The following is a 21,926-nucleotide window of genomic DNA, read 5'->3' on the forward strand; positions in this document are numbered from 1 at the left end:
CGCGGCGTGCGCTACTCGGCGTGCGCGCCGGCTCCGGCCGAGGCGGCGCCCTCGCCCACCCAGACCGTCTTGGTGTTGCAGAACTCCCGCATGCCCAGCGCGGACAACTCCCGCCCGTAACCGGAGTTCTTCACACCGCCGAACGGCAGCTCCGGATAGGACGTGGTCATCCCGTTGATGAAGACGTTGCCCGCGTCCAGGTCGGTGGAGAAGCGCTCCTGCTCGGCCGGGTCCCGCGTCCACGCGTTCGAGCCGAGCCCGAAGCTGGTGCCGTTGGCGACCTCGATCGCCTCCTCGTACGAGGAGACCCGGAACAGGCCGGCGACCGGGCCGAAGACCTCCTCGGACCACATCCGCATCTCGGGCGTGAGGTCGGTGACCACGGTCGGCGGGTAGAACCACCCGTCGCCGGTCGGCAGTTCGCCGCCGCAGAGCACGGTCGCACCGTTGTCCGCGGCGTCGCGGACCTGGGCGTGCACCTCGGCGCGGCCACGCTCACTGGCCAGCGGCCCCACGTCGGTGTCCGGGTCCATCGGGTCCCCGACCCGCAGCGCGGCCATGTTCGCGGCGAACTTCTCGGCGAACGCGTCGAAGACGTCGGTGTGCACGATGAACCGCTTCGCGGCGATGCAGGACTGGCCGTTGTTCTGGCAGCGGGCGGTGGTGGCCACCTCGGCGGCGCGGTCCACGTCGGCCGAGGGCATCACCACGAAGGGGTCGCTGCCGCCGAGTTCGAGGACGGTCTTCTTCAGTTCGCGTCCGGCGATCTGGGCGATGGACCGACCGGCGGGTTCGCTGCCGGTGAGCGTGGCGGCGCGCACCCGGGGGTCGCTGAGGATCCGGTCGACCGCGTCCGAGCCGACCAGCACGGTGGTGAAGGCCCCCTCCGGGAAGCCGGCCCGGCGGAACACGTCCTCCAGCAGCAGGGCGGTCTGCGGCACGTTCGAGGCGTGCTTGAGCAGACCGGTGTTGCCGGCCATCAGTGCCGGCGCGGCGAAGCGCATCACCTGCCAGAGCGGGAAGTTCCACGGCATCACCGCGAGCACCACGCCGATCGGCTGGTAGCGGATGAACGCCCGGGTCGCCGTGACCGCCGCGGCGTCGGCCGGCTCGTCGGCGAGGAACGCCGGGGCCTTGTCGGCGTAGAAACGAGCCGCCGTGGCACATTTGGTCACCTCGGCCTGCGCCGCGACGTAGGTCTTGCCCATCTCCGTGGTCATGATCCAGGCGATCTCGTTCCGCTCGGCGTCCAGCATGTCGGCGGCGGCGTTCATCCACCGGGCACGCTGGTCGACGGTGGTCTCCCGCAGCTGCTGGTACGCGAGGTCGGTGCGCTCGATGGCGCTGTCGAGCTGCTCGGTGGACATCGCCTCATATTTCTTGAGCACCTGTCCGGTGGCGGGGTTGGTGGTGGCGATGGTGGGCATCTCGTCCTCCTGTCACTCGAACAACGAGTGTCGTACGCCCGGTTCCTCGCGGCGGCGGGCGGCGCGGCGGCGCTGGATCACGACCAGGTCGACCACGGCGACCACGGCGAAGACCGCGCAGAGCACACCGAGCCAGGCGAGGCCGGCCCAGAACGCCAGCACCGCGAAGAGCACCATGATCACCAACCCGAAGCCGGCGAGGGTGAGCCGGAGGTTCAGCGCGCTGTTCGCGTGGCCGACCGTGCCACGGGCGCGCCGGGGCTGCGATCTCGTCATACCTCCCGATCTACCCGCGATCGGGAGGGTTAACCCGTCGCTGGGCGGGCCCACGCCCGTCAGCGGCGGTGTGCTCTGGCACATCCGTTCGCGCCGGAGCCCTGACGACCGCAGGATGGGCGTATGTCAATGACCCTCGCCGTGCCGGTGACCGTCTCCATCGCCCGCCGTGTCGATCCGGGCCGGGCCAGCGAGATGGTGGCCTGGATGCGGGCCGGCACCGCGCTGGCCGAGGCGTTCCCCGGGTTCCTCGGCGCCGGCTGGGTGCAGAGTGGTCCCGGCTCGCCGGAGTGGCACATGCTCTACCGCTTCGCCGACGCCGAGACGCTGCGCCGGTGGGAGGAGTCGCCGCAGCGGCACTGGTGGCTCAGTTCCGCGCAGGGCATCGTCGAGCACACCCGGGTCGAGCGGCGTACCGGGATCGAGGGCTGGTTCGACCCGCCGCTGGAGCACTCGGTGGACCCGGTGGAGCCCATTGCGCCCGCGTCGCCACCGAGATGGAAGCAGGCCGTGACCATCTGGCTGGCGTTCTTCCCGCTGAGCCTCACCGCCACTCTGCTGACCAGCCACTTCCTGGACGCTGTGCCGCTGGCGGCGCGGGTGCTGCTGATGACGCTCTGCCTGACCCCGCTGATGACCTATCTGGTGCTGCCCCGGATCACCCGGGCGCTGCACTGGTGGCTGCACGGCCAGCCGGCGCCCTGGCGGGGCTTATAGCATCCCGCCGGCATCAGCGTCGGCGCTCTGCCGCATACCCGACAGCAACTTCCCGGCCAACCAGGTCCTACGCATAGAGTTACCGCGCTGTCGCTCTCTGCTGCGGGAACGGGGAATGTCATGCCTCGACGCTGGGTCACCGCCCTGGCCTGCCTCGCGGCGCTGGTCGCGCTCGCCTGCGAGGGCGGCACCTCCGCCACACCCCGGCCGACCAAGAGCCCACCGCAGTCCGGGGGGCCCGGCGGCATCGCCGCGCTCGGCGACTCGATCAGCACCGGGTTCGCCTCCTGCCTGGTGCTCACCTCCTGCGAGCGCAACTCCTGGTCCACCGGGGACGGCCTGCGGGTGCAGAGCCACTACCGGCGGCTGCTCGAACAGAATTCCGCGATCCGCGACCGGACGTACAACCACGCCCGTCCCGGCGCCCGCGCGGACGCGCTGGAGGACCAGGCCACGGCAGCGGTACGCGACCGCGTCGACTACGTCACCGTGCTGATCGGCGCCAACGACGCCTGCCGGGGCGGGGTGGACGCGATGACGCCGGTGGCGCGGTTCCGGGCCGACGTCGACCGAGGGCTGCGGGTGCTGCGGACCGGCCGGCCGAAGGCCCGGGTGCTGGTGGTGAGTATCCCCGACCTGTACCGGCTCTGGGAGGTCGGGCACGACGACCCACGGGCGGTACGCGCCTGGCGCCGGGGCATCTGCCCGGCCCTGCTGGCCGAGGCGACCTCGACCGCGCCCGCCGACCGGGCGCGCCGGGCCGCCGTCCGGGACCGGATCGACGCGTACAACGCCGAGTTGGTGGCGGCGTGCCGGGCGTACGGCTCACGCTGCCGGCATGACGGGGGCGCGGTGCACAAGGTCCGGTTCACCCTGGACATGCTCAACCCGCTGGACTGGTTCCATCCCAACGCCACCGGCCAGGGCCGGCTCGCCGAGGTGACCTGGCGCGCCTCCGGCATGGCCAACTGACGGTCCCGACCGACCGTCAGTGGTGGCGGGGCTCCGGGACGGCGGTGCCGCGTGCGCGGTAGAGCGCCCGGGAACGCTGCGCGAGATCCTTCGTGGCCGACGAGTTGGCCCAGGTGCCGAGCACGATGGCCGCGCCGGGGACGATCTTGGCGACCATCCGCTTGGCGGCCCGAACGCCGGCCATCTGGGCCAGTCGGATGCCGAGTTGCAGCATGACCCGACCGAGCGGCCGCTGGCCGCCCAGGCCGAAGAGCGCGTCGGCGCGTTCCCGGCCGGCGGCCACGCCGAGCGCCAGCCGGGCGCTCTCGGCGACCTTGTGCACCCGCTGCAGCACCAGCAGGTCGGTGGCCCGGTCGCTGTGCAGCGGGTCGACGTCGTACGCGGCGGCGATGTGCAGCACCATCCGCGCCTGGGTCCAGGCCAGCACGCCCACGTCGATCACGGCGCCGGGTAGCCCGGCCGCCCCGGAGACCGCGCCGGACAGACGGGCCAGGTTGACGAACTTGCGGGCCGCCTGGTCGGCCAGGACATCGGCCGAGACCCCAGGCTGCTCGGCCCGGGCCCGGCCGGCCCACTGCACGGCCTCCGGCCCGAGCCGGCGCACCGCCTCCAGGGCAAGGTGCTCCGGCGCGTACTGCGGGTCGTCACGCATCCGGTCCCAGAGACGGGCCGGCGGACCCTCGGGGGCGTCCACCGCCCCGGCCGGCAGGCCGACGGACGGCTCGGGGGTGGGGGCGGCAGGCTGGCCGCCGACGGGCGGGATGTCGGTCACCAGGTCTCCCCAGGGGTGGAAACGGCGGACAGGGCGGCCGATGGAGCGCTCAGCGGCGGCGGTTGGACAGTCGAGCCGCCAGCCCCTTCAGCTTCTGCTGGTTGCCCGGCTTGGCCATCTCCCGACGGCCCCGGTCGACCATCTGCTGCCCCTTCGGTGATTTCAGAAACGCGCTGATCCGCTGCATCAGTGACATAACGTCCTCCTGTCGACGATCCCTCAGTCATGTGTACCCCGTACCCGCAACACATGTACCCGGGATGCGACAGCCTCAACCCTGACCGTCCATAGTGGGCGGTAGGTTACCGCCCCGCCGGCACGATGGCGTCGACGACCCGGGTGGCCCGCCACTCGTGCTGCTGGTAGTGCTCGGGGTACGCGGAGACCTGCACCGCCTGAGCGGCGTCGGTGAGCCGCATCTGCTCCCAGCCGGGCACCTGCTCCAGCGCGGCGAGGAACTGCCGGGTGGCGAACTCGGGGTCCATCAGCCGGCCCACCGGGCCCCAGCCACTGCTGGAACGCTGCTGGAACAACCCGACCGAGTCGTGGTCCCAGCCGACACCCTGGTGCGGGTACTCCTGCGACTCGGGCAGCACGCCGCTGGCCACGTTGTAGAGGTTGCTCTCCTGCATGGCGGTGGCCACCGCGATCACCAGACCCCGGCGGGGTACCCCCATCTCGCGGCCGGTGCGGACGATCGCCTCGGCGTTCTCCATCTGGTCCTCGTCCAACCCGGCGACGGGCGCCGGGTCGGTCGGGCGGGCCGGCGCGACCTTGCGGGCCGGCGCGGTGGTGTCCGGGTCGGCGGGGGTCGGGGCGGCGGCGGGGGTGGTCGGGGCAGCCGCGCGGTCGAGGCCACGGGAGGCGCCCTGCTGCTCGGCGCGCTGCGCCAGCTCGGAGCTGGAGAGCGAGCCGCCCCGGGTCGCCGCGTCGGCGGTGTCGCCCCGGACCTGCGCGACGGCGGCCAGGCCGAGGCAGCAGACCACACCGGTCGCCAGCGCCACCTGTGCCCGGCGTCGCCCGGTCAGGTCCCGGGCGTACGCCCGGAGCCGACTCGCGGCGGTTGTCCGTTCGGTTGAGGTGCCATCCTCCGTATCGGCAGTGGGGCTGCTCGGGGCGTACGGGTCGTCGAGGGTGCCGTCGTCACGCATCAACCGAGGCTAGGCAGGGGGAAACCCCGATCACGCACGGTGACCACGTGGCGCTCGCCACAGATCGGGCCCCTCCTGGTGGACGACCCGGGCGGCTCGACCCGCCCGGGGAACGTACCTCGCGTACCGGATGAACCCGGCGCCGCACGCAGGCTGGCACGGCGGGTGACAGGCCCGGACATCCGCCCTCCGGACCCGACATGATCGACAAACTCGGCCTTTGGGCCGAACCGCCCCTCGACCGATCGGTCAGCGGAATCGGCCTGGCGGCGTAATCAGGTGATTAGTCCGGTCGCGCCCCACCCGCCGGGCGATGGATCGCCCGGCGCAGGAATGCACCAGGATGGCGGGTACGTTGCCCGAACGGGTGCCCTCCGTCGCGTCGGCACCCCGCAGGCACATTTCAGGGAGGTCCGCACCGGTGCTCGACCCACACGAGCTCTACCAGCTCACCGACGATCTGCCCGACCTCGGGCAACCGGTCCTGATCCAGGCCCTCACCGGGTTCGTGGACGCCGGCAACGCCAGCCGGCTGGCGCGCGAGCAGTTGCTCACCTCGCTGGAAGGCCGGCCGATCGCCACCTTCGACGTGGACCAGCTCTTCGACTACCGATCGCGACGACCGGTGATGACCTTCGTCGAGGACCACTGGGAGAGCGTCGACGCGCCCAAGCTGGAGCTGCACCTCCTGCACGACGACGACGAGACCCCGTTCCTGCTGCTCACCGGTCCCGAGCCGGACCTGCAGTGGGAGCGTTTCGTGGCCGCCGTCGCCGGGCTCGCCGCCCGACTGGACGTCCGGCTCACCGTGGGGCTCAACTCGATCCCGATGGCGGTGCCGCACACCCGGCCGACCGGGGTGACCGCGCACGCCACCCGCCCCGAGCTGATCAGCGGGTACGAACCGTGGCTGCAACGCGTCCAGGTGCCCGGCAGCGTCGGTCACCTGCTGGAGTTCCGCCTCGGCGAGCAGGGCCGCGACGCGCTGGGCTTCGCCGCCCACGTCCCGCACTACGTGGCGCAGACCGAGTACCCGGCCGCCGCCGAGGTGCTGCTCACCTCGGTGTCGCGCAGCACCGGGCTGCTGCTGCCCGGCGACGGGCTGCGCTCGGCCGCCGAGGTGGTTCGGGTGGAGATCGACCGGCAGGTCGCCCAGACCGAGGATGCCGCCGCCCTGGTCCAGGCCCTGGAGGAGCAGTACGACGCGTTCGCCCGGGGTCGGGGCGAGAAGAGTCTGCTCGCCCCGGACGCCGGCCCGCTGCCCACCGCCGACGAACTCGGCGCGGAACTGGAGCGGTTCCTGGCCGAACAGACCCGTCCCGGCGACACCCCGGGCAGCTGACCCGGCGCCGCAGGGGCGGATGCGGCAGGCTGGAGGCATGCGCCTGGCGACCTGGAACGTCAACTCGGTGAAGGCCCGCCTACCCCGGCTGCTGGAGTGGCTGGCCGACACCGGGCCGGACGTGGTCTGCCTGCAGGAGACCAAATGCCCGGACGGCGCCTTCCCGGTGGCCGAGGTGGGCGAGTTGGGCTACACCGTGGCCAGCCACAGCGACGGCCGGTGGAACGGGGTCGCCATCCTGTCCCGGGCCGGCCTGTCCGACGTCCGGGTCGGGTTCGCCGGCGAGCCCGGCTTTCCCGAGCCGGAGGCCCGAGCCATCTCCGCCACCTGCGACGGGGTGCGGGTCTGGTCGGTGTACGTGCCCAACGGCCGGACGCCGGACGACCCGCACTACGCGTACAAGCTGGCCTGGTTCGCGGCGCTGCGCGACGCGCTGGACGTCGAGTTGGCCGGCGGGTCGCCGCTGGTCGTCTGCGGCGACTTCAACGTCGCCCCGACCGACGCCGACGTCTGGGACCCGGCGGTCTTCACGCACTCCACGCACGTCACCCCCGCCGAGCGGGCGGCCCTCGCCGCACTGCGCGACCTGGGCCTCAGCGACGTGGTGCCCACCCCGATGAAGGGGCCGCATCCCTTCACCTACTGGGACTACCGGGCCGGGATGTTCCACCAGAACAAGGGCATGCGCATCGACCTGGTGTACGCCTCCGCGCCGTTCGCCCGGGCGGTCCGCTCGGCGTACGTGGACCGGGAGGCCCGCAAGGGCAAGGGCCCGTCCGACCACGCTCCGATCGTGGTCGACGCGGACCTGGTGCCGGTGGTCGAGGCGTTCTGAGCGCGCTCTCTCATTCCGGGGGCCAGGGTGGTGGCTAGGGTGGGCAGATGGCAGTCGTGAAGATCAACGCAATCGACGTTCCTCCGGGTGGCGGCGCGGAGTTGGAGAAGCGGTTCGCCGCCCGGGCCGGCACGGTGGAGAACTCCCCCGGCTTCCTCGGCTTCGAACTGCTCCGGCCGGTGGCCGGCGAGACCCGCTACTTCGTCTACACGAAGTGGGAGAGCGAAGAGGCGTACCAGGCATGGGCCGCCGGCCCCTCCCGCGCCGCTCACGCCGCCGCCCCCGGCGAGAAGCCACGCCCTCCGGTCGCCACCGGTGCCAGCCTGCTGGAGTTCGAGGTGGCCCTGCACGTCCCCCAGCCCTAGACGGGTCTCGGGTATCCGAGATCCCGCTGCGGCCAGTGGCGGAGATCGGGCCGGGCCGGACTTTTCGGCTGATAGCGTCGAACCGGCCTGAGCGGTAGCCGGCCATCAGCCGCCCCACCGGCGGCCCCGAGGAGTTGCGGGGGAATTCCGGCCATGTTCGACGGCTTCGAGGAATTCGACATCGACACTCCCGCCGCGACGATCCACGGACGCCGAGGCGGGAGTGGGCCTCCCGTTCTGCTCCTGCACGGCATTCCCGAGACGCATCTCATGTGGCACCAGGTCGCGCCGCGGCTCGCCGAGAACTTCACCGTCGTCGCCACCGACCTGCGGGGCTGGGGCGACAGCGGCAAACCGCCGAGCACCAGGGATCACGAGCCGTACAGCATGCGAGCCATCGCCCGTGACCAGATCGAGGTGATGCGCAGCCTGGGCCATGAGCAGTTCCGACTCGTCGGCCACGATCGCGGAGCCCGCTGCGCGTACCGGCTCGCGCTGGACGAACCAGACACGGTCACCCGGCTGGCCGTCATGGACGTCGTTCCCATCGGCGACGTCTACAACCGCGCCGACAGGACGTTCAGCCTCTCCTACTGGGTCTGGTCCTTCCTGGCGGCGCCGGCGCCGGTGCCCGAGCGGTTCATCGACGCGGCGCCCGCGGTGCTCGTCGACTTCATGCTCGACACCTGGCCCGAGGTGAAGGATGCCTTCCCGCCCGAGGTGCGGGCGGCGTACGTCAGGCAGTTCAGCGACCCCGCCACGGTCCACGCGATCTGCGAGGAGTTCCGCGCTGCCGCGACACTGGACTACCAGCAGGACGAGGCGGACCGGGGAAACCGGAAGATCGCCTGCCCGGTGCTGTTCCTCTGGAGCCAACGCGGTCAGGTCGCGAAGCTCTACGACGACCCGCTCGCGATCTGGCGGGAGTGGGCCGATGACGTGCGCGGGGAGCCCGTCCCGGTCGGGCACTTCATCCCGGAGGAGGCCCCCGAGGAGACCACGCGGCAGCTCCTGGACTTCCTGAGCTGACGCCGGTCTGCCCCACGGACGCTTGATCCACTCGGGATCAGCGAAACCGGGCTGTCCGAGTCGGCCTGATACCGCGACATCACCACAACCGAGTCGACCTTGCGGCGGGATGCGGCAGTGGCCGGCGGGGCGGGGTCAGGGTTTGCGGGAGGACTGCAGGGTGGCGAAGGCGATGACGTTGTCGGCGTAGCCGGTGCGGCCACCGATGAACTGGCCCCCACAGGTGATCAACCGCAACCCGGGTGGCCCCTCGTGACCGTAGATCCGCTCGGCAGGTAGCTGGTCCTTCGGGAAGTGCTCGACGGTGTCGACCCGGAACACCACCACCGACTTGTCCGCCCGGGCCACCTCGATCAGGTCGCCGGGGTGCAGCTTGCCCAGGTCGTAGAAGACCGATGGTCCGGTCTTGGTGTCCACGTGCCCGACGATCACCGCCGGGCCGGGCTCGCCGGGCGTGGGCCCGCGGTCGTACCAGCCGGTCTCGTTGTGCCGCTCCAGCGGCGGCACGGCGATCGAGCCGTCCCGCGCCTGTCCGACGGGCGCCACCGGCGCGGCGACCTTGATCGCCGGTACCGAGAGGCGCACCGGGCGGCTCGCCGACAACCCGACCGACTCGCTGCGGGACGGCCGGTCACCGCCGGCCGGCGCCAGGTCGAACGGGCCGACCGAGCGGCCCAGACCCGCCCCGGTCGCGAAGACCCCCGCCAGCACCAGCACCACGGCCAACGGCACCGACCAGGGACTACGGCCGGGCGGACGGCTACGCCGAGGCGTGACGGCGGTCGGCGGGCGAGCGGCCACCGCCGGACGTGACTCCACCGCCGGACGGGACTCGATCGGGCGTGACTCGATCGGCCCGCGGGCAGGCTGCGGAGGGCGGGCTGCGGGCGACCGCGGAGGGCGGAAGATCTCCATGGCAGCCTCAGTGGCGCGCAGCGCCACGGACGGGACGCGGCCGGCGTAGCGCCACCACGGCGAGGACCAACCCGGTGATGGTCAGCGCCGCGCCACCGGGCAGTAGCAGCTTGCCGGTCATCCCGTCGGCGCCCCCACCGAAGCCGGTCGCCGGGCCTCGACTGGGCTTGACCGGGACCTTCTTGACCACCTGGAGCATCGTCGACGCGGTCTCGCCGTCGCGGCACTCCAGCTTGACCCGGTAGTTGCCCGGGCGGGTGCGCTCGCGCACCATCGGCGCGGCGGTGAGCACCCCGCGCTGCGGTTGCACGCCAACCTCGCCGAAGGCGTCGGAGACCACGGTGGCGCCCACCGAGTTGTCCCGGCAACTGGCCCGGATGCCGACCAGGTAGCCGGGCTGCACGGTGCTGGGGCTCACCTCGACGAAGATGTCGACCGGCGCCGGTTGGGGCGTGCCACCGGGCGGTTCTTCGGGCTGTGGCGCTGGCGCGACAGCGCCGGGCTGGAGAGCGCCGGCCGCCGGGCGCACGAGGCCGGCGGGCTGGACCGCGGATACGGGTGCGGCCGGAGAAGTGGACGCGGCACGCACGAGGGCAAACCGAGGTGCGACGGGCTCGGGGGCGGCGTGCGCGGGGGCGGCGGCCAGCAGGGGGCCGGCGAGCACGGTCGCCACCGACAGGGAAACGCCGATGCGGGTCGCTGTCACGATGCCCCCTCTCGACGCTGTGCGGCCGTGTCGGGCAGTGGGGCACCCGGCCTGCCGTACCAGTTGGATCCTCTCATTTCCGGTCGCACATCACATCCGATCCGACGACGACGTCGCGTACGCTCGGGTCGCTGTGACCGCCATCGACCATGACCCCGCCGTCCCGCCCGCGAGCCGGACGATCCGCACGTTCCACCCCCGACGGGGTCGGATGAGCGACCGGCAGACCGACGCGCTGGGCCGGCTCTGGCCCGCGTACGGCCTGGATGTGCCGGACGGGCCGATCGTGCCCGTCGATCTGGCCGACCTGTTCGGTCGCCGGGCGCCGGTGGTGCTGGAGATCGGCTCGGGCATGGGCGACAGCACCGCCGCGATGGCCGCCGCCGACCCGGATCGAGATTATCTGGCGGTAGAGGTACACACGCCGGGAATCGCCAACCTGCTCGACCTGGCGGACCGCGGCGGCCTGACCAACGTGCGGGTGGCCCGGGGCGACGCGTTGTCCCTGGTCAACGGCCTGCCCGAGGGCGTTCTGGACGCCGTGCACGTCTTCTTCCCCGACCCCTGGCCCAAGGCCCGCCACCACAAGCGGCGGATCGTCCAGCCGGCGCACGTGGCGCTGCTGCGGTCCCGGCTGCGACCCGGCGGCACGCTGCACTGCGCGACCGACTGGGCCGAGTACGCCGAGGCGATGCGCGAGACCCTGGATGCGGACCCGGGGCTGGTGGACGTGTACGGCGGCTTCGCGCCGCGTCCGGCGCACCGCCCGGTGACGAAGTTCGAGCAGCGGGCGATCACGGCCGGCCGGCCGGTCGCCGACCTGCTCTACCGCCGACGGTGACGGCCAGACCCGGACGGGGGTCCGGCGGAAGCCGGGTTGGCGCGCAGGGGCATGATCCAGGCACCATGGACAGGCTATGACGCTCACCGCCGCGCTGCCGACAAGCGCCGACCCCGACACCCTCTTCGACGCGTTCGCCAGCTGGGCGAAGGAGCGCGGCCTCGACCTCTACCCTCATCAGGAGGAGGCGGTCATCGAGATCGTCTCCGGCGCCAACCTGATCATGAACACTCCCACCGGCTCGGGTAAGAGCCTGGTGGCGATCGCCGCCCACTTCGCGGCCCTCGCCGACAACCGGACAACCTTCTACACCGCGCCGATCAAGGCCCTGGTGTCGGAGAAGTTCTTCGCTCTCTGCGAGGTCTTCGGCGCCGAGAACGTCGGCATGCTCACCGGCGACGCCAGCGTCAACGCCGACGCCCCGATCATCTGCTGCACGGCCGAGATCCTGGCCAACCTGGCGCTGCGTGAGGGCGTGAAGGCCGACGTCGGCCAGGTGATCATGGACGAGTTCCACTTCTACGCCGAGCCCGACCGGGGTTGGGCCTGGCAGGTGCCGATCATCGAGCTGCCGCAGGCCCAGTTCATCCTGATGTCCGCCACCCTGGGGGACACCACCCGCTTCGTCGACGACCTGACCCGGCGTACCGGGCGGGCGACCGCCGTCGTGCGCTCGGCGGAGCGCCCGGTTCCGCTGATCTTCTCGTACGCGATGACGCCGCTGCACGAGACGCTCGAAGAGCTGCTGGAGACCAAGCAGGCCCCGGTGTACGTGGTCCACTTCACCCAGGCCGCCGCACTGGAGCGGGCCCAGGCGCTGATGAGTGTCAACGTCTGCTCCCGCGCCGAGAAGGACATGATCGCCGAGGCGATCGGTGGTTTCCGGTTCACCTCCGGCTTCGGCAAGACGCTGTCCCGGCTGGTGCGGCACGGCATCGGCGTGCACCACGCCGGCATGCTGCCCAAGTACCGCCGACTGGTGGAGACCCTCGCCCAGGCCGGCCTACTCAAGGTCATCTGCGGCACCGACACCCTCGGCGTCGGCATCAACGTGCCGATCCGCACCGTGCTGTTCACCGGCCTGTCCAAGTACGACGGGATCCGGACCCGGCTGCTCAAGAACCGGGAGTTCCACCAGATCGCCGGGCGGGCCGGCCGAGCCGGCTACGACACCATCGGCCGGGTCGTGGTGCAGGCCCCCGAGCACGTCATCGAGAACGAGAAGGCCCTCGCGAAGGCCGGCGACGACCCGAAGAAGCGGCGCAAGGTGGTCCGTAAGAAGCCGCCGGAGGGCTCGATCGGCTGGGGCCAGCCCACCTTCGACCGGCTGGTCGACGCCGAGCCGGAGCCGCTGACCTCCAGCTTCCAGGTCAGCCACTCCATGCTGCTCAACGTCATCGGCCGGCCCGGCGACGCCTTCACCGCGATGCGGCACCTGCTCACCGACAACCACGAGGACGCCGCCGCTCAGCGCCGGCACATCCGCCGGGCGATCGCCATCTACCGGGCGCTGCGCGCCGGCGGGGTCGTCGAGGAGCTGCCCGAACCGGACGAGACCGGCCGGCGGATCCGGCTCACCGTCGATCTGCAACTCGACTTCGCGCTCAACCAGCCGCTCTCCCCCCTCGCCCTGGCCACCATCGAGCTGCTCGACGCCGAGTCCCCGTCGTACGCCCTGGACGTGCTCTCGGTCATCGAGTCGATCCTCGACGACCCTCGGCAGATCCTCTCCGCGCAGCAGTTCAAGGCGCGCGGCGAGGCGGTGGCCGCGATGAAGGCCGAGGGCATCGAGTACGAGGCGCGCCTCGAACTGCTCGACGAGGTGACCCACCCGAAGCCCCTCGCCGAGCTGTTGGAGGCCGCGTACGAGATGTACCGGCAGGGGCACCCCTGGGTCGCCGATCACCAGCTCTCCCCCAAGGCCGTGGTCCGCGACATGTACGAGCGGGCGATGACCTTCACCGAGTACGTGCAGTTCTACGGGCTGACCCGCTCCGAGGGCCTCGTGCTGCGTTACCTGGCCGACGCGTACAAGACGCTGCGCCAGACCGTGCCCGAGGACGCCAAGACCGAGGAGCTGATCGACCTCATCGAGTGGCTGGGTGAGCTGGTCCGCCAGGTCGACTCCAGCCTCATCGACGAGTGGGAGCGGCTGCGCAACCCGTCCGACGTGGCCGAGGTGGCCCAGGCGCACGCCGCCCTGACCGACCGGCCACCGGCGGTGACCCGTAACGCGCGGGCGTTCCGGGTGCTGGTGCGCAACGCGCTGTTCCGCCGTGTCGAGCTGGCCGCCCTGCGCCGCTGGGACCTGCTCGCCGAGCTGGACGCCGGGGACGGCTGGGACTACGACGCGTGGGCCGACGCCCTGGCGCCGTACTTCGAGGAGTACGACTCGATCGGCGTCGGACCGGATGCCCGGGGACCCGCACTGCTCATGATCGAACAGGGCCGGGAGCGGTGGAACGTCCGGCAGATCTTCGACGACCCCGACGGCGACCACGACTGGGGCATCAGCGCCGAGATCGACCTGATCGCCTCGGACGAGATCGGCGCCGCGGTCGTCCGGATCACCGACGTCGGCCAGCTCTGACAGTCCGCCCGAAAACGGGGGCGTCCGGCGTGCGGACGGCCTCCGTTGTCGCGCTTTCCGTTCGTCCGGTGCCAGGAAAGGTGGCCAGCGGCTGACGCGGTAGCCAGGCGGGGGACGTCGTTCTGGTGGTGACCGGGCGAGTTGGGGCGCCAGCACCCGGGTCGACGATGGCGGACCGTTCCCCCAGGATCTGCTCGTTCAGCGGGCGTCGGCGAGGTGGACGCTGCGGGATGTCGGTTCCCACGCCAGGAACTCGGCGCGGGCTTGCTCCAGGCTGGCCGAGATCGCGTCTGCCGCATCGTTGCCGAGGACCAGCCGCAGCGGGGTCGGGTCCGCGTCGAGCGCGGCGAGGATGGCGGCGGCGGCCTTGGCGGGGTCGCCGGGCTGCCGGCCGTCGGCCGCGTCGAGGTTCGCCGCGACCACCCCCACGCTGTCGGCGTACGCGTCGATCGCCGGAGCGCGCAGCATGGCCCCGGCGGCGTTGAGGTTCGTCCGGAAGGCTCCCGGCTCGACGATCAGTACCTTGATCCCGAACGGCGCCACCTCGGCCACCAGTGCCTCGGAGAGTCCCTCCAGGGCGAACTTGGTCGCCGAGTAGGCGGAGACTCCGGCGAAGGACATCCGCCCGCCCATGCTGCTGAGCTGCACGATGGCACCCGAGCCCCGGCGGCGCATATGCGGCAGCACCTCCCGGGTCAGGGCCGCGGGACCGAAGAAGTGCAGGTCCATCAGGTCACGCAGCTGCCGGTCGGTGGTCGCCTCGACCGCGCCGACCAGAGCGCGGCCGGCGTTGTTGACCAGGACGTCGATCCGGCCGTACCAGAGGATGACCTGGGCGACCACGGCGGTGATCCGGGCCGCGTCCGTGACGTCGAGTTCGACCAGGCATACCCGGTCGGGGTGGGCCGCGACCAGGTCCTGGAGCGTCTCCGGGCGGCGGGCGGTTGCCACGACGGTGTCACCGGCGCGCAGCGCTGCCTCGGCGATCGCCCGGCCGAAGCCGGAGGAGGTCCCGGTGATCAGCCAGATCCGGCCGGTCGCCGGGCGGGTGGACGGGGTTTCGGTGGACATCTCGGCCTCCAGTGGTGCGATGAGCTGACCACAGGGTGGCCGGCGGCGACCTGGCGCGTCCAAGACAGAAGATCGTTCAAGCCATAAGGCCGATTTATGATTCCGGGATGGAGCTGCGCCAGCTGCGCTACCTGGTGGCGATCGACGAGGCCGGGAATCTGGGCCGGGCCGCTCAGCGGCTCTACGTCAGCCAGCCCGCGCTCTCCTACGCCCTGCGCAACCTGGAGGCGGAGTTCGGCGTGCGGCTCTTCGACCGGCACGCCGGGGGCGTGACACCGACCGCTGCCGGGCGCGACGTGATCACCGAGGCGCGCCGTACGCTCCGGCAGGTCGACCGGATCACGGCCGCGGCGCAGCGGCACCGGCGCGGCCAGACCGGGGTGCTGCGGGTGGGCTTCGAGGCGAGCGGCGCGGGCGAGCTGACGACGCGTTCCCGGGCGGAGTTCGCCCGCCGGTATCCGGGCGTACGGGTGGAGCCGAGGCGATTCGACTGGGGCGAGGAGGCCGCCGCGCTGCGCGATGGCCGGGCGGATGTCGCCTTCGTCTGGCTCCCGAACGACCTCACCGGCATGCGTGTCGAGGTGGTGCAGACGGAGCAGCGGCTGCTCGTCGTGGCACGGGACCACCCGCTCGCCGGTCGGGACAGCGTCTCGATCCTGGAAACCAACGACGAGCCGTTGGTGTGGACCGAGCGGGCGCCACGCGAGTGGGTGGACTGGTGGGCGGTGCACCCGCGGCCGGACGGGTCGAGTCCTCGCTGGGGCCCGACCAGCAACAACGTCGAGGAGATGCTGGAGCAGGTGGCGGAAGGGACGGCCATCTGCTTCGCACCGGCAAGCATGGCGAGCTACTACGCCCGTCCGGACCTCGCCTGGGTGCCGCTGATCGACGTCGAACCACTCCGGATCGCCCTCGCCTGGCCCGACCGCACCGACGCCCCACTCGTACGTGGTTTTGCCCACGTGGTTCGGGAACTTGCCGCCGAAAGGGCCTAGCCGGATCGCCGCTCAGCGACGGTGTCATAGGAGCCGCAGGTAGCCGCCAACCGGCCTTCCGGCCCGGAGGTTGCGCTGACGCCGGGGCGACGGGTACCCAGGTACCGGCTTGACCCGCGACCCTCCCAGGCCCGGCACCGCGCGCAGCACCCCGGCACCGTACCGGACCTGCCACTTCTGACCGGACGGTGCCAACCCGCGTGCCAACTCTCCCCGGACCGTGCCACCTTGCCGCGGACGGGACATTTCGCACCCCCGTTTTCGCTGGGCGATGTCAGAGGTGTCGATTAGAATGTATGTACTAATCGAGTTCCTGACCTGCAGGATTACGACTAGGGAGGACGCCCGTGACCGCGCCCGCCTCCACGCCCCTCACCCCCTACGCGACGCTGCTCGGCTTCACCCGCTACGTCGACCGCACCGGCCCCACGAAGGCGACCTTCGTGGGCGGGCTGCGCAAGCAGCGCGCCAGCCGATCCGGCTTCAACCCGCACGGCCAGTTCGTCAAGGCGCTCAAGGCCGACATCGCCTTCCACACCGGCGGCACGCACCTCACCGGCGTGGTCGACGTGGTCAAGCCACGATGGCGCCCGCTCTACCAGGCGCTGGTGCCCGGCGCCACGGCCTGGCTGCACTCCCTCGGCGAGCCGGCGGCCGTCGACCTCGCCCAGACCCGCGACGCCCTGGCCATGCTGGGCGACCTACCCGTCAAGATCAACCCCCACTTCGGGGTACGCCACGCCGATGGCCGCGCCGAAGCGGTCCGCCTGCACTTCGACGAGACCCCACCGAGCGAGGAGTCGGTGCTCGCCACCCTGCACCTGATGGCCCGACACATGGACGCGGTGCTCCCGCGCGCCGAGCCGGTCCTGGTCGACGTCCGCCGTGGCCAGGCCCACCGCATGCCTACCGACGCCAAGCCTGACCAGATCGAACGTTGGCTGGCCGGCGAGGCCGCCGCCTTCCGCGCCATCTGGTCCACTGCCGCCTAACCACCTGCCGCCTAACCCCCCACCCACCGCGCCACGCGCCCCACCCGCCAAGATCCGCGCAACTTCGGGAACACTGCCGCCTCCCATTGCCAGGAGGCAGCAAGGACAGCGAAGTTGCGCGGATCTTGGCGTTCCGGCCCGACGGGCGTTATCCACAGGCGCTGCCGGCGAGCACGTCCGCCGACGAGGATCTGTCGACGGGCGGGTCGGCGATGGTCGTGTCGACGGGTACGGCTAGTGCGCAGTCGGGATGTCGTTCGGCGTACGTAGCATGTCCCGCGATCAAGATCCACGTGAGATGCGCGGTGGACGAAGTGCTTGGAAAGTGGGCGGTGTTCGTGACCGAAGACCAGCAGCCGTTGCCGAAGTCCTGGCTGAGCGCGGCGTACCCGCGACGCGACCGGGCGACCGCCCGACCGGTCCGGCCGGCTCCGGACGCGGCGGAGCAGGCGTGGAAGCTGCTGGAGCCGCGGCTCAACCGAGTCGAGCACACCCTGCGCAACGAGCGGGCCGAACCGCGGTACGCCAACGAGGCGCGGCCGTGGCTGTCCCCGGATGTCCCGCCGGACGGCTCGCCGCTCGGCGCGGCCGTGGTCTGCGGGCTGGTCGCCGAGGAACTGGGCTTCTTGCAGGGCAACGAGGCGGAGGTCTTCCCTGAGGCCTGGGTGGCCGGTCGGGGCGTGGTCTTCGCCGCGCGGGCCGCCGCCGAACTGGCCGACCTGGACCTGTCGCTCGGGGGCGGGGTCTTCCTTGTCCGCTACCGCGCGAACCGGACTCCGGGGAGGTTCGACGCCCTGGAGTTCCACCATGCGATGCACTTTCGCACCGTCGAGATCATGAGCCGGGTGCGCGCGCACCTGGCCGCCGCGCCCGAGTCCGAGTACCAGGCGGCGGTCGCCGCGCTCGCCGAGTACCGCCAGACACCTCGGCAGCGGGCGGTGACCTCGTTCCTCGCGCCGACCCGGACCGACTGGGTGACCGAGGACTGCGCGTTGGTGGCTGGTGGACAACCCGTTGACTCCAACAACCACTTCCTGCTGTTCCACGCCGTCAGCACCGTCGAGCAGTTGGACCAGGTCGTCGACAACTTCTGGTCGGGGGAGGCGACCCAGTCGCTCGCGCCGCTGGCCACCGTCCTCACCTCGGTCGGCCCGGCCGCGATGAGCCGGGTGATCCGGTGGTTGGACGGCGGCGACCTGAACGCCGAGAAGCGGCGCCGGGCATACTCCGCGCTGGCGGTCACCCCCACCGACGAGGCGTTTCAGACGCTGCTGGACCGGATCGGGGAGGCACCGGCGAAGGCCGCGCTCACCACCGCCGCGCAGCGGTACCCCGCCCGGGCGCTACGCCTGCTCGCGACCGCCGCCACCACGACCGCGGCGACATCGACCGCGGCGACAGCCGCGATCACGGACCTGCTGGCGGCACACGTCGCGAGCCATCCCACCGTGGTGGAGCGGGTCGTCCCGGACCTGCCCGAGGCGGCCCGGCAGCGGATCGGCGCCCTCGCCTCGACCGAGGACGGCGTACCGGACGCGCCGGCCGAACGGGTGCCGGCGGTGCTGCTCAGCCCGCCGTGGGAGGTGAAGCGTCCCACCCGCCGGGGCCGGCCCACCGTGCTGGCCGAGCTCACCTGCTCGGATCCGACGGTCATCGCCTGGGAGCCGGGCGAGCAGGAGCGCTGGCGGGTTCCGCAGCACCGCGTTCCGTACCAGTGGGACCGCGACGTGCCGCTGACCGGGGTGGCACAGCAGATCCGGGAGGGCACGGCTCGGGCCTACGACGAGGCCCCCTTCTTCATCCTGGGCCCGGACGAGCTGACCCGGCCGCTGTTGGCGCAGTGGTGGCCACGGGACCGCTATGAGGCATGGCATCACCTCCCGCCGCTGGTGGCCCGGTACGAACTCGCCGCGCTGCCGGCCGTGCTGCGGGTCGCCCAGGACGGGCCGGAGTTTGCCGCCCACGCGTTGCTGGCCTTTGCCGGACCGGAGATCGCCCTGCTGATGGCCGACTGGCTGGCCCGGCTCAAGAAGCAGCGGCCGGCAGCGCTGGCCTGGCTGACCCGGCACCCGGCCGCCGCCGCCCGGGCGCTGGTACCGGCGGCGTTGGGCAAGCCCGGGCAGCCCCGGAGGGCGGCCGAGCAGGCGTTGCGGGCGATCGTCGCGGCCGGGTACGACGCCGAGGTGCGCGCCGCGGCCGACGGGTACGGCCCACCGGCCCGGGCCGCGATCGACACACTCCTCGCGGTCGACCCGACGGAGCTGCTGCCGACGAAGGTGCCGCGGACGCCGGACTGGGCCGAGCCCGTCCTGCTGCCCCGGGTGTTGCTCCGGGATCGGGCCAGCGCGCTGCCGGAGGCGTCGGTACGACACCTGACCACCATGCTGGCCCTCGGCGCGGCGGGCGAGGAGTCCGCCTGGACGGGTGGGGTCCGGGCCGGGATGGATACCATCCGCGGGGCCTGCGACCCGGCGAGTCTGGCCGAGTTCGGCTGGGCGCTGTTCGAACGCTGGCGTTCGACCGGAATGCCGTCGAAGGAGAGCTGGGCGCTGGGCGCCCTGGGCCTGGTCGGCGACGACGACACGGTCCGCCGGCTGGCACCGCTGATCCGGGCCTGGCCGGGCGAGGGCGGGAACAACCGTGCCCTGGCCGGGCTGGAGGTGCTTGTCACGATCGGCAGCGATACGGCGCTGCTGGAGCTGAACCGGATCGCCGAGCAGGTGACGTTCAAGGCGCTGCGGGAGCGGGCGGCCCAACTGACCGCCGAGGTGGCCGCCGAGCGCGACCTCGGCCCGGAGCAGTAGGGCGACCTACTGGTGCCCGAACAAGGACGCCCGGGCCGTTGCCGACAACCAGGTCGGACGGCTCCCTGAGGTCCCGCTGACCCGGACCGCCAAGATCCGCGCAACTTCGGGGATCCTGCTCTCTCACCAGCTCGTGAGACAACAGTTTTCGCCGAACCTGCGCGGATCTTGGGGTCGGGCGCGGGGTGGGTCAGGCGGCGGGGAGGTACTTGGTCAGGTCGTCGAGGATCTTGTTGGCGGCGCCGACCCCGATGCCGGTCATCCAGACCTCGTCGGCGACCGGGTACGCCTTGCCGGCCTTGACGGCGCCGAGACCCTTCCACAGGGTGCCGCCGGCCATCTTGGCCTGCTCGGCGGCGGCCTTGTCGCCGTACGCGGTCACGAAGATGACGTCGCCGTCGACCTCGTTGATCCGCTCGGGGCTGACCTGGTCGAAGCGCTTGTCCTCCTTGGCGGCGAGCAGCTGCCGCTCGGGGCGGCCCAGGCCGGTGTCGCCGATCACGATGCCGGAGAACGAGTCCGGCCCGTACACCCGGATGGCGCCGGGCATGAAGCGGACGATCGACACCTTGCGGGCGGCGGCGTCGCCGAGCGTGGCGCCGAAGTCCTTGGCCCGCTTCTCGTACGCGCCGAGCAGGTCCTTGGCCTGCTGTTCGCGGCCGAGCGCCTTGCCGTCGAGGAGGAGGTTCTCCTTCCAGGTGATGCCCACCTTCTCGGTGAACACGGTCGGCGCGATGGCGGCCAGCTCGTCGTAGAACTTCTCCTGGCGGAACTTGCTGCCGAGGATGAGGTCCGGCTTCAGCGCGTTGATCGCCTCCAGGTCGGGCTCGGTGAGCACCCCGACCTCCTTGATGCCGGCGAGCTTGTCCGCGCCGAAGTAGGTCGGCCAGCTCCTGGCCTCACCGGCGGTGGCGGCGCCAACCGGCGTGATGCCCAGCGACAGCGCCGTGTCGATCTTGTCGGTGTCGAGCACGACGACGCGCTTGGGCTCGGCCGGGACCTTGGTGGTGCCCATGGCGTGGGTGATCTCCCGGGTCTCCCCGGTGGTGGAGCCGGCGACCGGGTCGCTCTCACCGCAGGCGGTGAGTCCGACGCCGAGGGCGACGGCCGCGGCGAGAGCGGCGACGAGACGACGCATCAGAGTCCTTTCGAGGGGTACGAGCCGGCGAGCGGGGTGTCCGCGTCGCCGCTGGCGGGTCGGGCGTCCGGCACGGACGCAACCGACGAGTCGGGGCCGCCCACGCCGCCAGGCGCGGCGGCCGGGTTGGCCGGGTCGACAGGCGTGACGTCGGGTCCGCTCGCGCCGGCCGGCGGTGTGGCCGGGACGGAGGTGCCGCCGGTGTACGCGGGCACCACCAGCGGTGCCCCGGTCACCGGGCAGGGCACGACCACGCAGGCCAGTCCGAAGACGTCGCGGACCAGGTCGGCGGTGAGGATCTCCCGGGGCGGCCCGGCGGCGACGACCGCGCCGCCGCGCATCGCGACCAGGTGATCGGCGTAGCGGGCGGCCTGGTTGAGGTCGTGCAGCACGGCCACGACGGTGCGACCGCGCTCGACGCGCAGCCGGTGCAGGAGGTCCAGCACCTCCACCTGGTGGGCCAGGTCGAGGAAGGTGGTCGGCTCGTCGAGCAGCAGGGCGTCGGTGTCCTGGGCGAGCGTCATGGCGATCCACACCCGCTGCCGCTGGCCGCCGGAGAGGCTGTCCACCGGCCGGTCGGCCAGGTCGGTCACGTCGGCCAGGGCCATCGCCTGGTCCACCGCCGCGCCGTCCTCCGACGACCACTGCCGCCACCAGCGCTGGTAGGGCTGCCGGCCACGCCCGACGAGGTCGGCCACGGTGACGCCCTCGGGCACCAGCGGGCTCTGCGGCAGGACGCCGAGGCGGCGGGCCACCTCCCGGGTCGGCAGGTCGCGGATGGCGCTGCCGTCCAGCAGCACCGTGCCTCTGCGCGGGGTGAGCAGCCGCGCCATCGTGCGCAGCAGGGTGGACTTGCCGCACGCGTTCGGCCCGACGATCACGGTGAACGCGTCGGTCGGCAGGTCCAGGTCGAGACCGTCGAGCACGGTCCGCTCGTCGTAGCCGGCGACCAGGTCGCGGGTGGAGAGCATCACACGACTCCTTGAGG

The 21,926-nt window shown here is 72.2% G+C and carries 21 protein-coding genes; 11 read left to right on the plus strand and 10 right to left on the minus strand.

The window, feature by feature from the left end; translation table 11 throughout:
* Window positions 1–11: 11 nt before the first annotated feature.
* Together ACQEUX_RS14585 and ACQEUX_RS14590 are read right to left on the minus strand one after the other, a co-directional pair.
* Complete coding sequence (locus tag ACQEUX_RS14585) at window positions 12–1,427, minus strand: NADP-dependent succinic semialdehyde dehydrogenase (protein ID WP_433047023.1); 1,416 nt, start codon at window positions 1,425–1,427, stop codon at window positions 12–14.
* Between the two features lie 12 nt (window positions 1,428–1,439).
* Window positions 1,440–1,703 (minus strand): DUF6343 family protein, encoded by a 264-nt coding sequence (locus ACQEUX_RS14590; RefSeq protein WP_433047026.1) that lies wholly within the window; start codon window positions 1,701–1,703, stop codon window positions 1,440–1,442.
* Between the two features lie 123 nt (window positions 1,704–1,826).
* Between ACQEUX_RS14590 and ACQEUX_RS14595 the strand changes: the two genes are divergently transcribed.
* Window positions 1,827–2,420, plus strand: coding sequence for an antibiotic biosynthesis monooxygenase (locus ACQEUX_RS14595; RefSeq protein WP_433047029.1), 594 nt, complete (start codon window positions 1,827–1,829; stop codon window positions 2,418–2,420).
* Between the two features lie 120 nt (window positions 2,421–2,540).
* The gene (locus tag ACQEUX_RS14600) at window positions 2,541–3,392 is read left to right on the plus strand and encodes a GDSL-type esterase/lipase family protein (RefSeq protein ID WP_433047032.1); all 852 of its coding nucleotides are present in this window, start codon (window positions 2,541–2,543) and stop codon (window positions 3,390–3,392) included.
* A 16-nt stretch (window positions 3,393–3,408) separates the two neighbouring features.
* Here the strand turns inward: ACQEUX_RS14600 and ACQEUX_RS14605 are convergent, their stop codons facing one another.
* From ACQEUX_RS14605 to ACQEUX_RS14615, 3 genes are all read right to left on the minus strand, one after another.
* Entirely contained in the window at window positions 3,409–4,164 is a 756-nt protein-coding gene (locus tag ACQEUX_RS14605; protein ID WP_433047035.1) for an EcsC family protein, read from the minus strand.
* A 49-nt stretch (window positions 4,165–4,213) separates the two neighbouring features.
* Window positions 4,214–4,360, minus strand: coding sequence for a hypothetical protein (locus tag ACQEUX_RS14610; RefSeq protein WP_186718350.1), 147 nt, complete (start codon window positions 4,358–4,360; stop codon window positions 4,214–4,216).
* 106 nt (window positions 4,361–4,466) lie between these two features.
* The gene (locus ACQEUX_RS14615) at window positions 4,467–5,315 is read right to left on the minus strand and encodes a peptidase M23 (RefSeq protein ID WP_433047038.1); all 849 of its coding nucleotides are present in this window, start codon (window positions 5,313–5,315) and stop codon (window positions 4,467–4,469) included.
* Window positions 5,316–5,736: 421 nt separating this feature from the next.
* On the opposite strand from ACQEUX_RS14615, the gene ACQEUX_RS14620 reads away from it, so the two are divergent.
* The 4 genes from ACQEUX_RS14620 to ACQEUX_RS14635 all read left to right on the plus strand — a co-directional run bounded on the left by ACQEUX_RS14620 (window position 5,737) and on the right by ACQEUX_RS14635 (window position 8,886).
* Window positions 5,737–6,657 carry a proteasome assembly chaperone family protein gene (locus tag ACQEUX_RS14620; RefSeq protein ID WP_030335067.1) on the plus strand — a complete coding sequence of 307 codons (921 nt, stop codon included), beginning with the start codon at window positions 5,737–5,739 and terminating at the stop codon, window positions 6,655–6,657.
* Between the two features lie 37 nt (window positions 6,658–6,694).
* Window positions 6,695–7,492 (plus strand): exodeoxyribonuclease III, encoded by a 798-nt coding sequence (locus ACQEUX_RS14625; protein ID WP_433047041.1) that lies wholly within the window; start codon window positions 6,695–6,697, stop codon window positions 7,490–7,492.
* Between the two features lie 47 nt (window positions 7,493–7,539).
* Window positions 7,540–7,857 carry an antibiotic biosynthesis monooxygenase family protein gene (locus ACQEUX_RS14630; RefSeq protein WP_433047044.1) on the plus strand — a complete coding sequence of 106 codons (318 nt, stop codon included), beginning with the start codon at window positions 7,540–7,542 and terminating at the stop codon, window positions 7,855–7,857.
* Between the two features lie 153 nt (window positions 7,858–8,010).
* Entirely contained in the window at window positions 8,011–8,886 is an 876-nt protein-coding gene (locus ACQEUX_RS14635) for an alpha/beta fold hydrolase (RefSeq protein ID WP_433047047.1), read from the plus strand.
* Window positions 8,887–9,021: 135 nt separating this feature from the next.
* Here ACQEUX_RS14635 and ACQEUX_RS14640 read toward each other — a convergent pair whose 3' ends face one another.
* A complete protein-coding gene (locus ACQEUX_RS14640) occupies window positions 9,022–9,705 on the minus strand; it encodes a class F sortase (protein WP_433047050.1) in 684 nt (227 codons plus the stop codon).
* Window positions 9,706–9,808: 103 nt separating this feature from the next.
* Window positions 9,809–10,510 (minus strand): hypothetical protein, encoded by a 702-nt coding sequence (locus ACQEUX_RS14645; RefSeq protein ID WP_433049844.1) that lies wholly within the window; start codon window positions 10,508–10,510, stop codon window positions 9,809–9,811.
* A gap of 208 nt (window positions 10,511–10,718) precedes the next feature.
* Here ACQEUX_RS14645 and trmB point away from each other — a divergent pair, with 208 nt between their 5' ends.
* Together trmB and ACQEUX_RS14655 are read left to right on the plus strand one after the other, a co-directional pair.
* Window positions 10,719–11,348 carry a tRNA (guanosine(46)-N7)-methyltransferase TrmB gene (gene trmB, locus ACQEUX_RS14650; RefSeq protein ID WP_433049847.1) on the plus strand — a complete coding sequence of 210 codons (630 nt, stop codon included), beginning with the start codon at window positions 10,719–10,721 and terminating at the stop codon, window positions 11,346–11,348.
* Window positions 11,349–11,424: 76 nt separating this feature from the next.
* Window positions 11,425–13,938 (plus strand): DEAD/DEAH box helicase, encoded by a 2,514-nt coding sequence (locus tag ACQEUX_RS14655; RefSeq protein WP_433047053.1) that lies wholly within the window; start codon window positions 11,425–11,427, stop codon window positions 13,936–13,938.
* A gap of 198 nt (window positions 13,939–14,136) precedes the next feature.
* Here the strand turns inward: ACQEUX_RS14655 and ACQEUX_RS14660 are convergent, their stop codons facing one another.
* Complete coding sequence (locus ACQEUX_RS14660; protein WP_433047056.1) at window positions 14,137–15,009, minus strand: oxidoreductase; 873 nt, start codon at window positions 15,007–15,009, stop codon at window positions 14,137–14,139.
* A 107-nt stretch (window positions 15,010–15,116) separates the two neighbouring features.
* Between ACQEUX_RS14660 and ACQEUX_RS14665 the strand changes: the two genes are divergently transcribed.
* The 3 genes from ACQEUX_RS14665 to ACQEUX_RS14675 all read left to right on the plus strand — a co-directional run bounded on the left by ACQEUX_RS14665 (window position 15,117) and on the right by ACQEUX_RS14675 (window position 19,800).
* Window positions 15,117–16,004 carry a LysR family transcriptional regulator gene (locus ACQEUX_RS14665; protein WP_433047059.1) on the plus strand — a complete coding sequence of 296 codons (888 nt, stop codon included), beginning with the start codon at window positions 15,117–15,119 and terminating at the stop codon, window positions 16,002–16,004.
* 347 nt (window positions 16,005–16,351) lie between these two features.
* Window positions 16,352–16,996, plus strand: coding sequence for a hypothetical protein (locus ACQEUX_RS14670; protein WP_433047062.1), 645 nt, complete (start codon window positions 16,352–16,354; stop codon window positions 16,994–16,996).
* 305 nt (window positions 16,997–17,301) lie between these two features.
* Window positions 17,302–19,800: a hypothetical protein gene (locus ACQEUX_RS14675; RefSeq protein WP_433047065.1), complete on the plus strand. Its 2,499-nt coding sequence runs from the start codon at window positions 17,302–17,304 to the stop codon at window positions 19,798–19,800.
* Window positions 19,801–19,990: 190 nt separating this feature from the next.
* Here ACQEUX_RS14675 and ACQEUX_RS14680 read toward each other — a convergent pair whose 3' ends face one another.
* Complete coding sequence (locus tag ACQEUX_RS14680) at window positions 19,991–20,938, minus strand: ABC transporter substrate-binding protein (protein ID WP_433047068.1); 948 nt, start codon at window positions 20,936–20,938, stop codon at window positions 19,991–19,993.
* Window positions 20,938–21,909 carry an ABC transporter ATP-binding protein gene (locus ACQEUX_RS14685; protein WP_433047071.1) on the minus strand — a complete coding sequence of 324 codons (972 nt, stop codon included), beginning with the start codon at window positions 21,907–21,909 and terminating at the stop codon, window positions 20,938–20,940. Before ACQEUX_RS14685 ends, ACQEUX_RS14680 begins: the two co-directional genes overlap by 1 nt.
* Window positions 21,910–21,926 lie beyond the last annotated feature (17 nt).

Origin of the sequence: Micromonospora sp. CA-259024 (genome assembly GCF_050936255.1) — a bacterium.
In the GTDB taxonomy this organism is placed as follows: Bacteria; Actinomycetota; Actinomycetes; order Mycobacteriales; family Micromonosporaceae; genus Micromonospora.

Excerpts from the sequence above, each read along its gene's own strand:
- ACQEUX_RS14585 (WP_433047023.1), bottom strand. The coding sequence starts at position 1,427 with ATGCCCACCATCGCCACCACCAACCCCGCCACCGGACAGGTGCTCAAG.
- ACQEUX_RS14590 (WP_433047026.1), bottom strand. The coding sequence starts at position 1,703 with ATGACGAGATCGCAGCCCCGGCGCGCCCGTGGCACGGTCGGCCACGCG.
- ACQEUX_RS14595 (WP_433047029.1), top strand. The coding sequence starts at position 1,827 with ATGTCAATGACCCTCGCCGTGCCGGTGACCGTCTCCATCGCCCGCCGT.
- ACQEUX_RS14600 (WP_433047032.1), top strand. The coding sequence starts at position 2,541 with ATGCCTCGACGCTGGGTCACCGCCCTGGCCTGCCTCGCGGCGCTGGTC.
- ACQEUX_RS14610 (WP_186718350.1), bottom strand. The coding sequence starts at position 4,360 with ATGTCACTGATGCAGCGGATCAGCGCGTTTCTGAAATCACCGAAGGGG.
- ACQEUX_RS14615 (WP_433047038.1), bottom strand. The coding sequence starts at position 5,315 with ATGCGTGACGACGGCACCCTCGACGACCCGTACGCCCCGAGCAGCCCC.
- ACQEUX_RS14625 (WP_433047041.1), top strand. The coding sequence starts at position 6,695 with ATGCGCCTGGCGACCTGGAACGTCAACTCGGTGAAGGCCCGCCTACCC.
- ACQEUX_RS14630 (WP_433047044.1), top strand. The coding sequence starts at position 7,540 with ATGGCAGTCGTGAAGATCAACGCAATCGACGTTCCTCCGGGTGGCGGC.
- ACQEUX_RS14635 (WP_433047047.1), top strand. The coding sequence starts at position 8,011 with ATGTTCGACGGCTTCGAGGAATTCGACATCGACACTCCCGCCGCGACG.
- trmB (WP_433049847.1), top strand. The coding sequence starts at position 10,719 with ATGAGCGACCGGCAGACCGACGCGCTGGGCCGGCTCTGGCCCGCGTAC.
- ACQEUX_RS14655 (WP_433047053.1), top strand. The coding sequence starts at position 11,425 with ATGACGCTCACCGCCGCGCTGCCGACAAGCGCCGACCCCGACACCCTC.
- ACQEUX_RS14660 (WP_433047056.1), bottom strand. The coding sequence starts at position 15,009 with ATGTCCACCGAAACCCCGTCCACCCGCCCGGCGACCGGCCGGATCTGG.
- ACQEUX_RS14665 (WP_433047059.1), top strand. The coding sequence starts at position 15,117 with ATGGAGCTGCGCCAGCTGCGCTACCTGGTGGCGATCGACGAGGCCGGG.
- ACQEUX_RS14680 (WP_433047068.1), bottom strand. The coding sequence starts at position 20,938 with ATGCGTCGTCTCGTCGCCGCTCTCGCCGCGGCCGTCGCCCTCGGCGTC.
- ACQEUX_RS14685 (WP_433047071.1), bottom strand. The coding sequence starts at position 21,909 with ATGCTCTCCACCCGCGACCTGGTCGCCGGCTACGACGAGCGGACCGTG.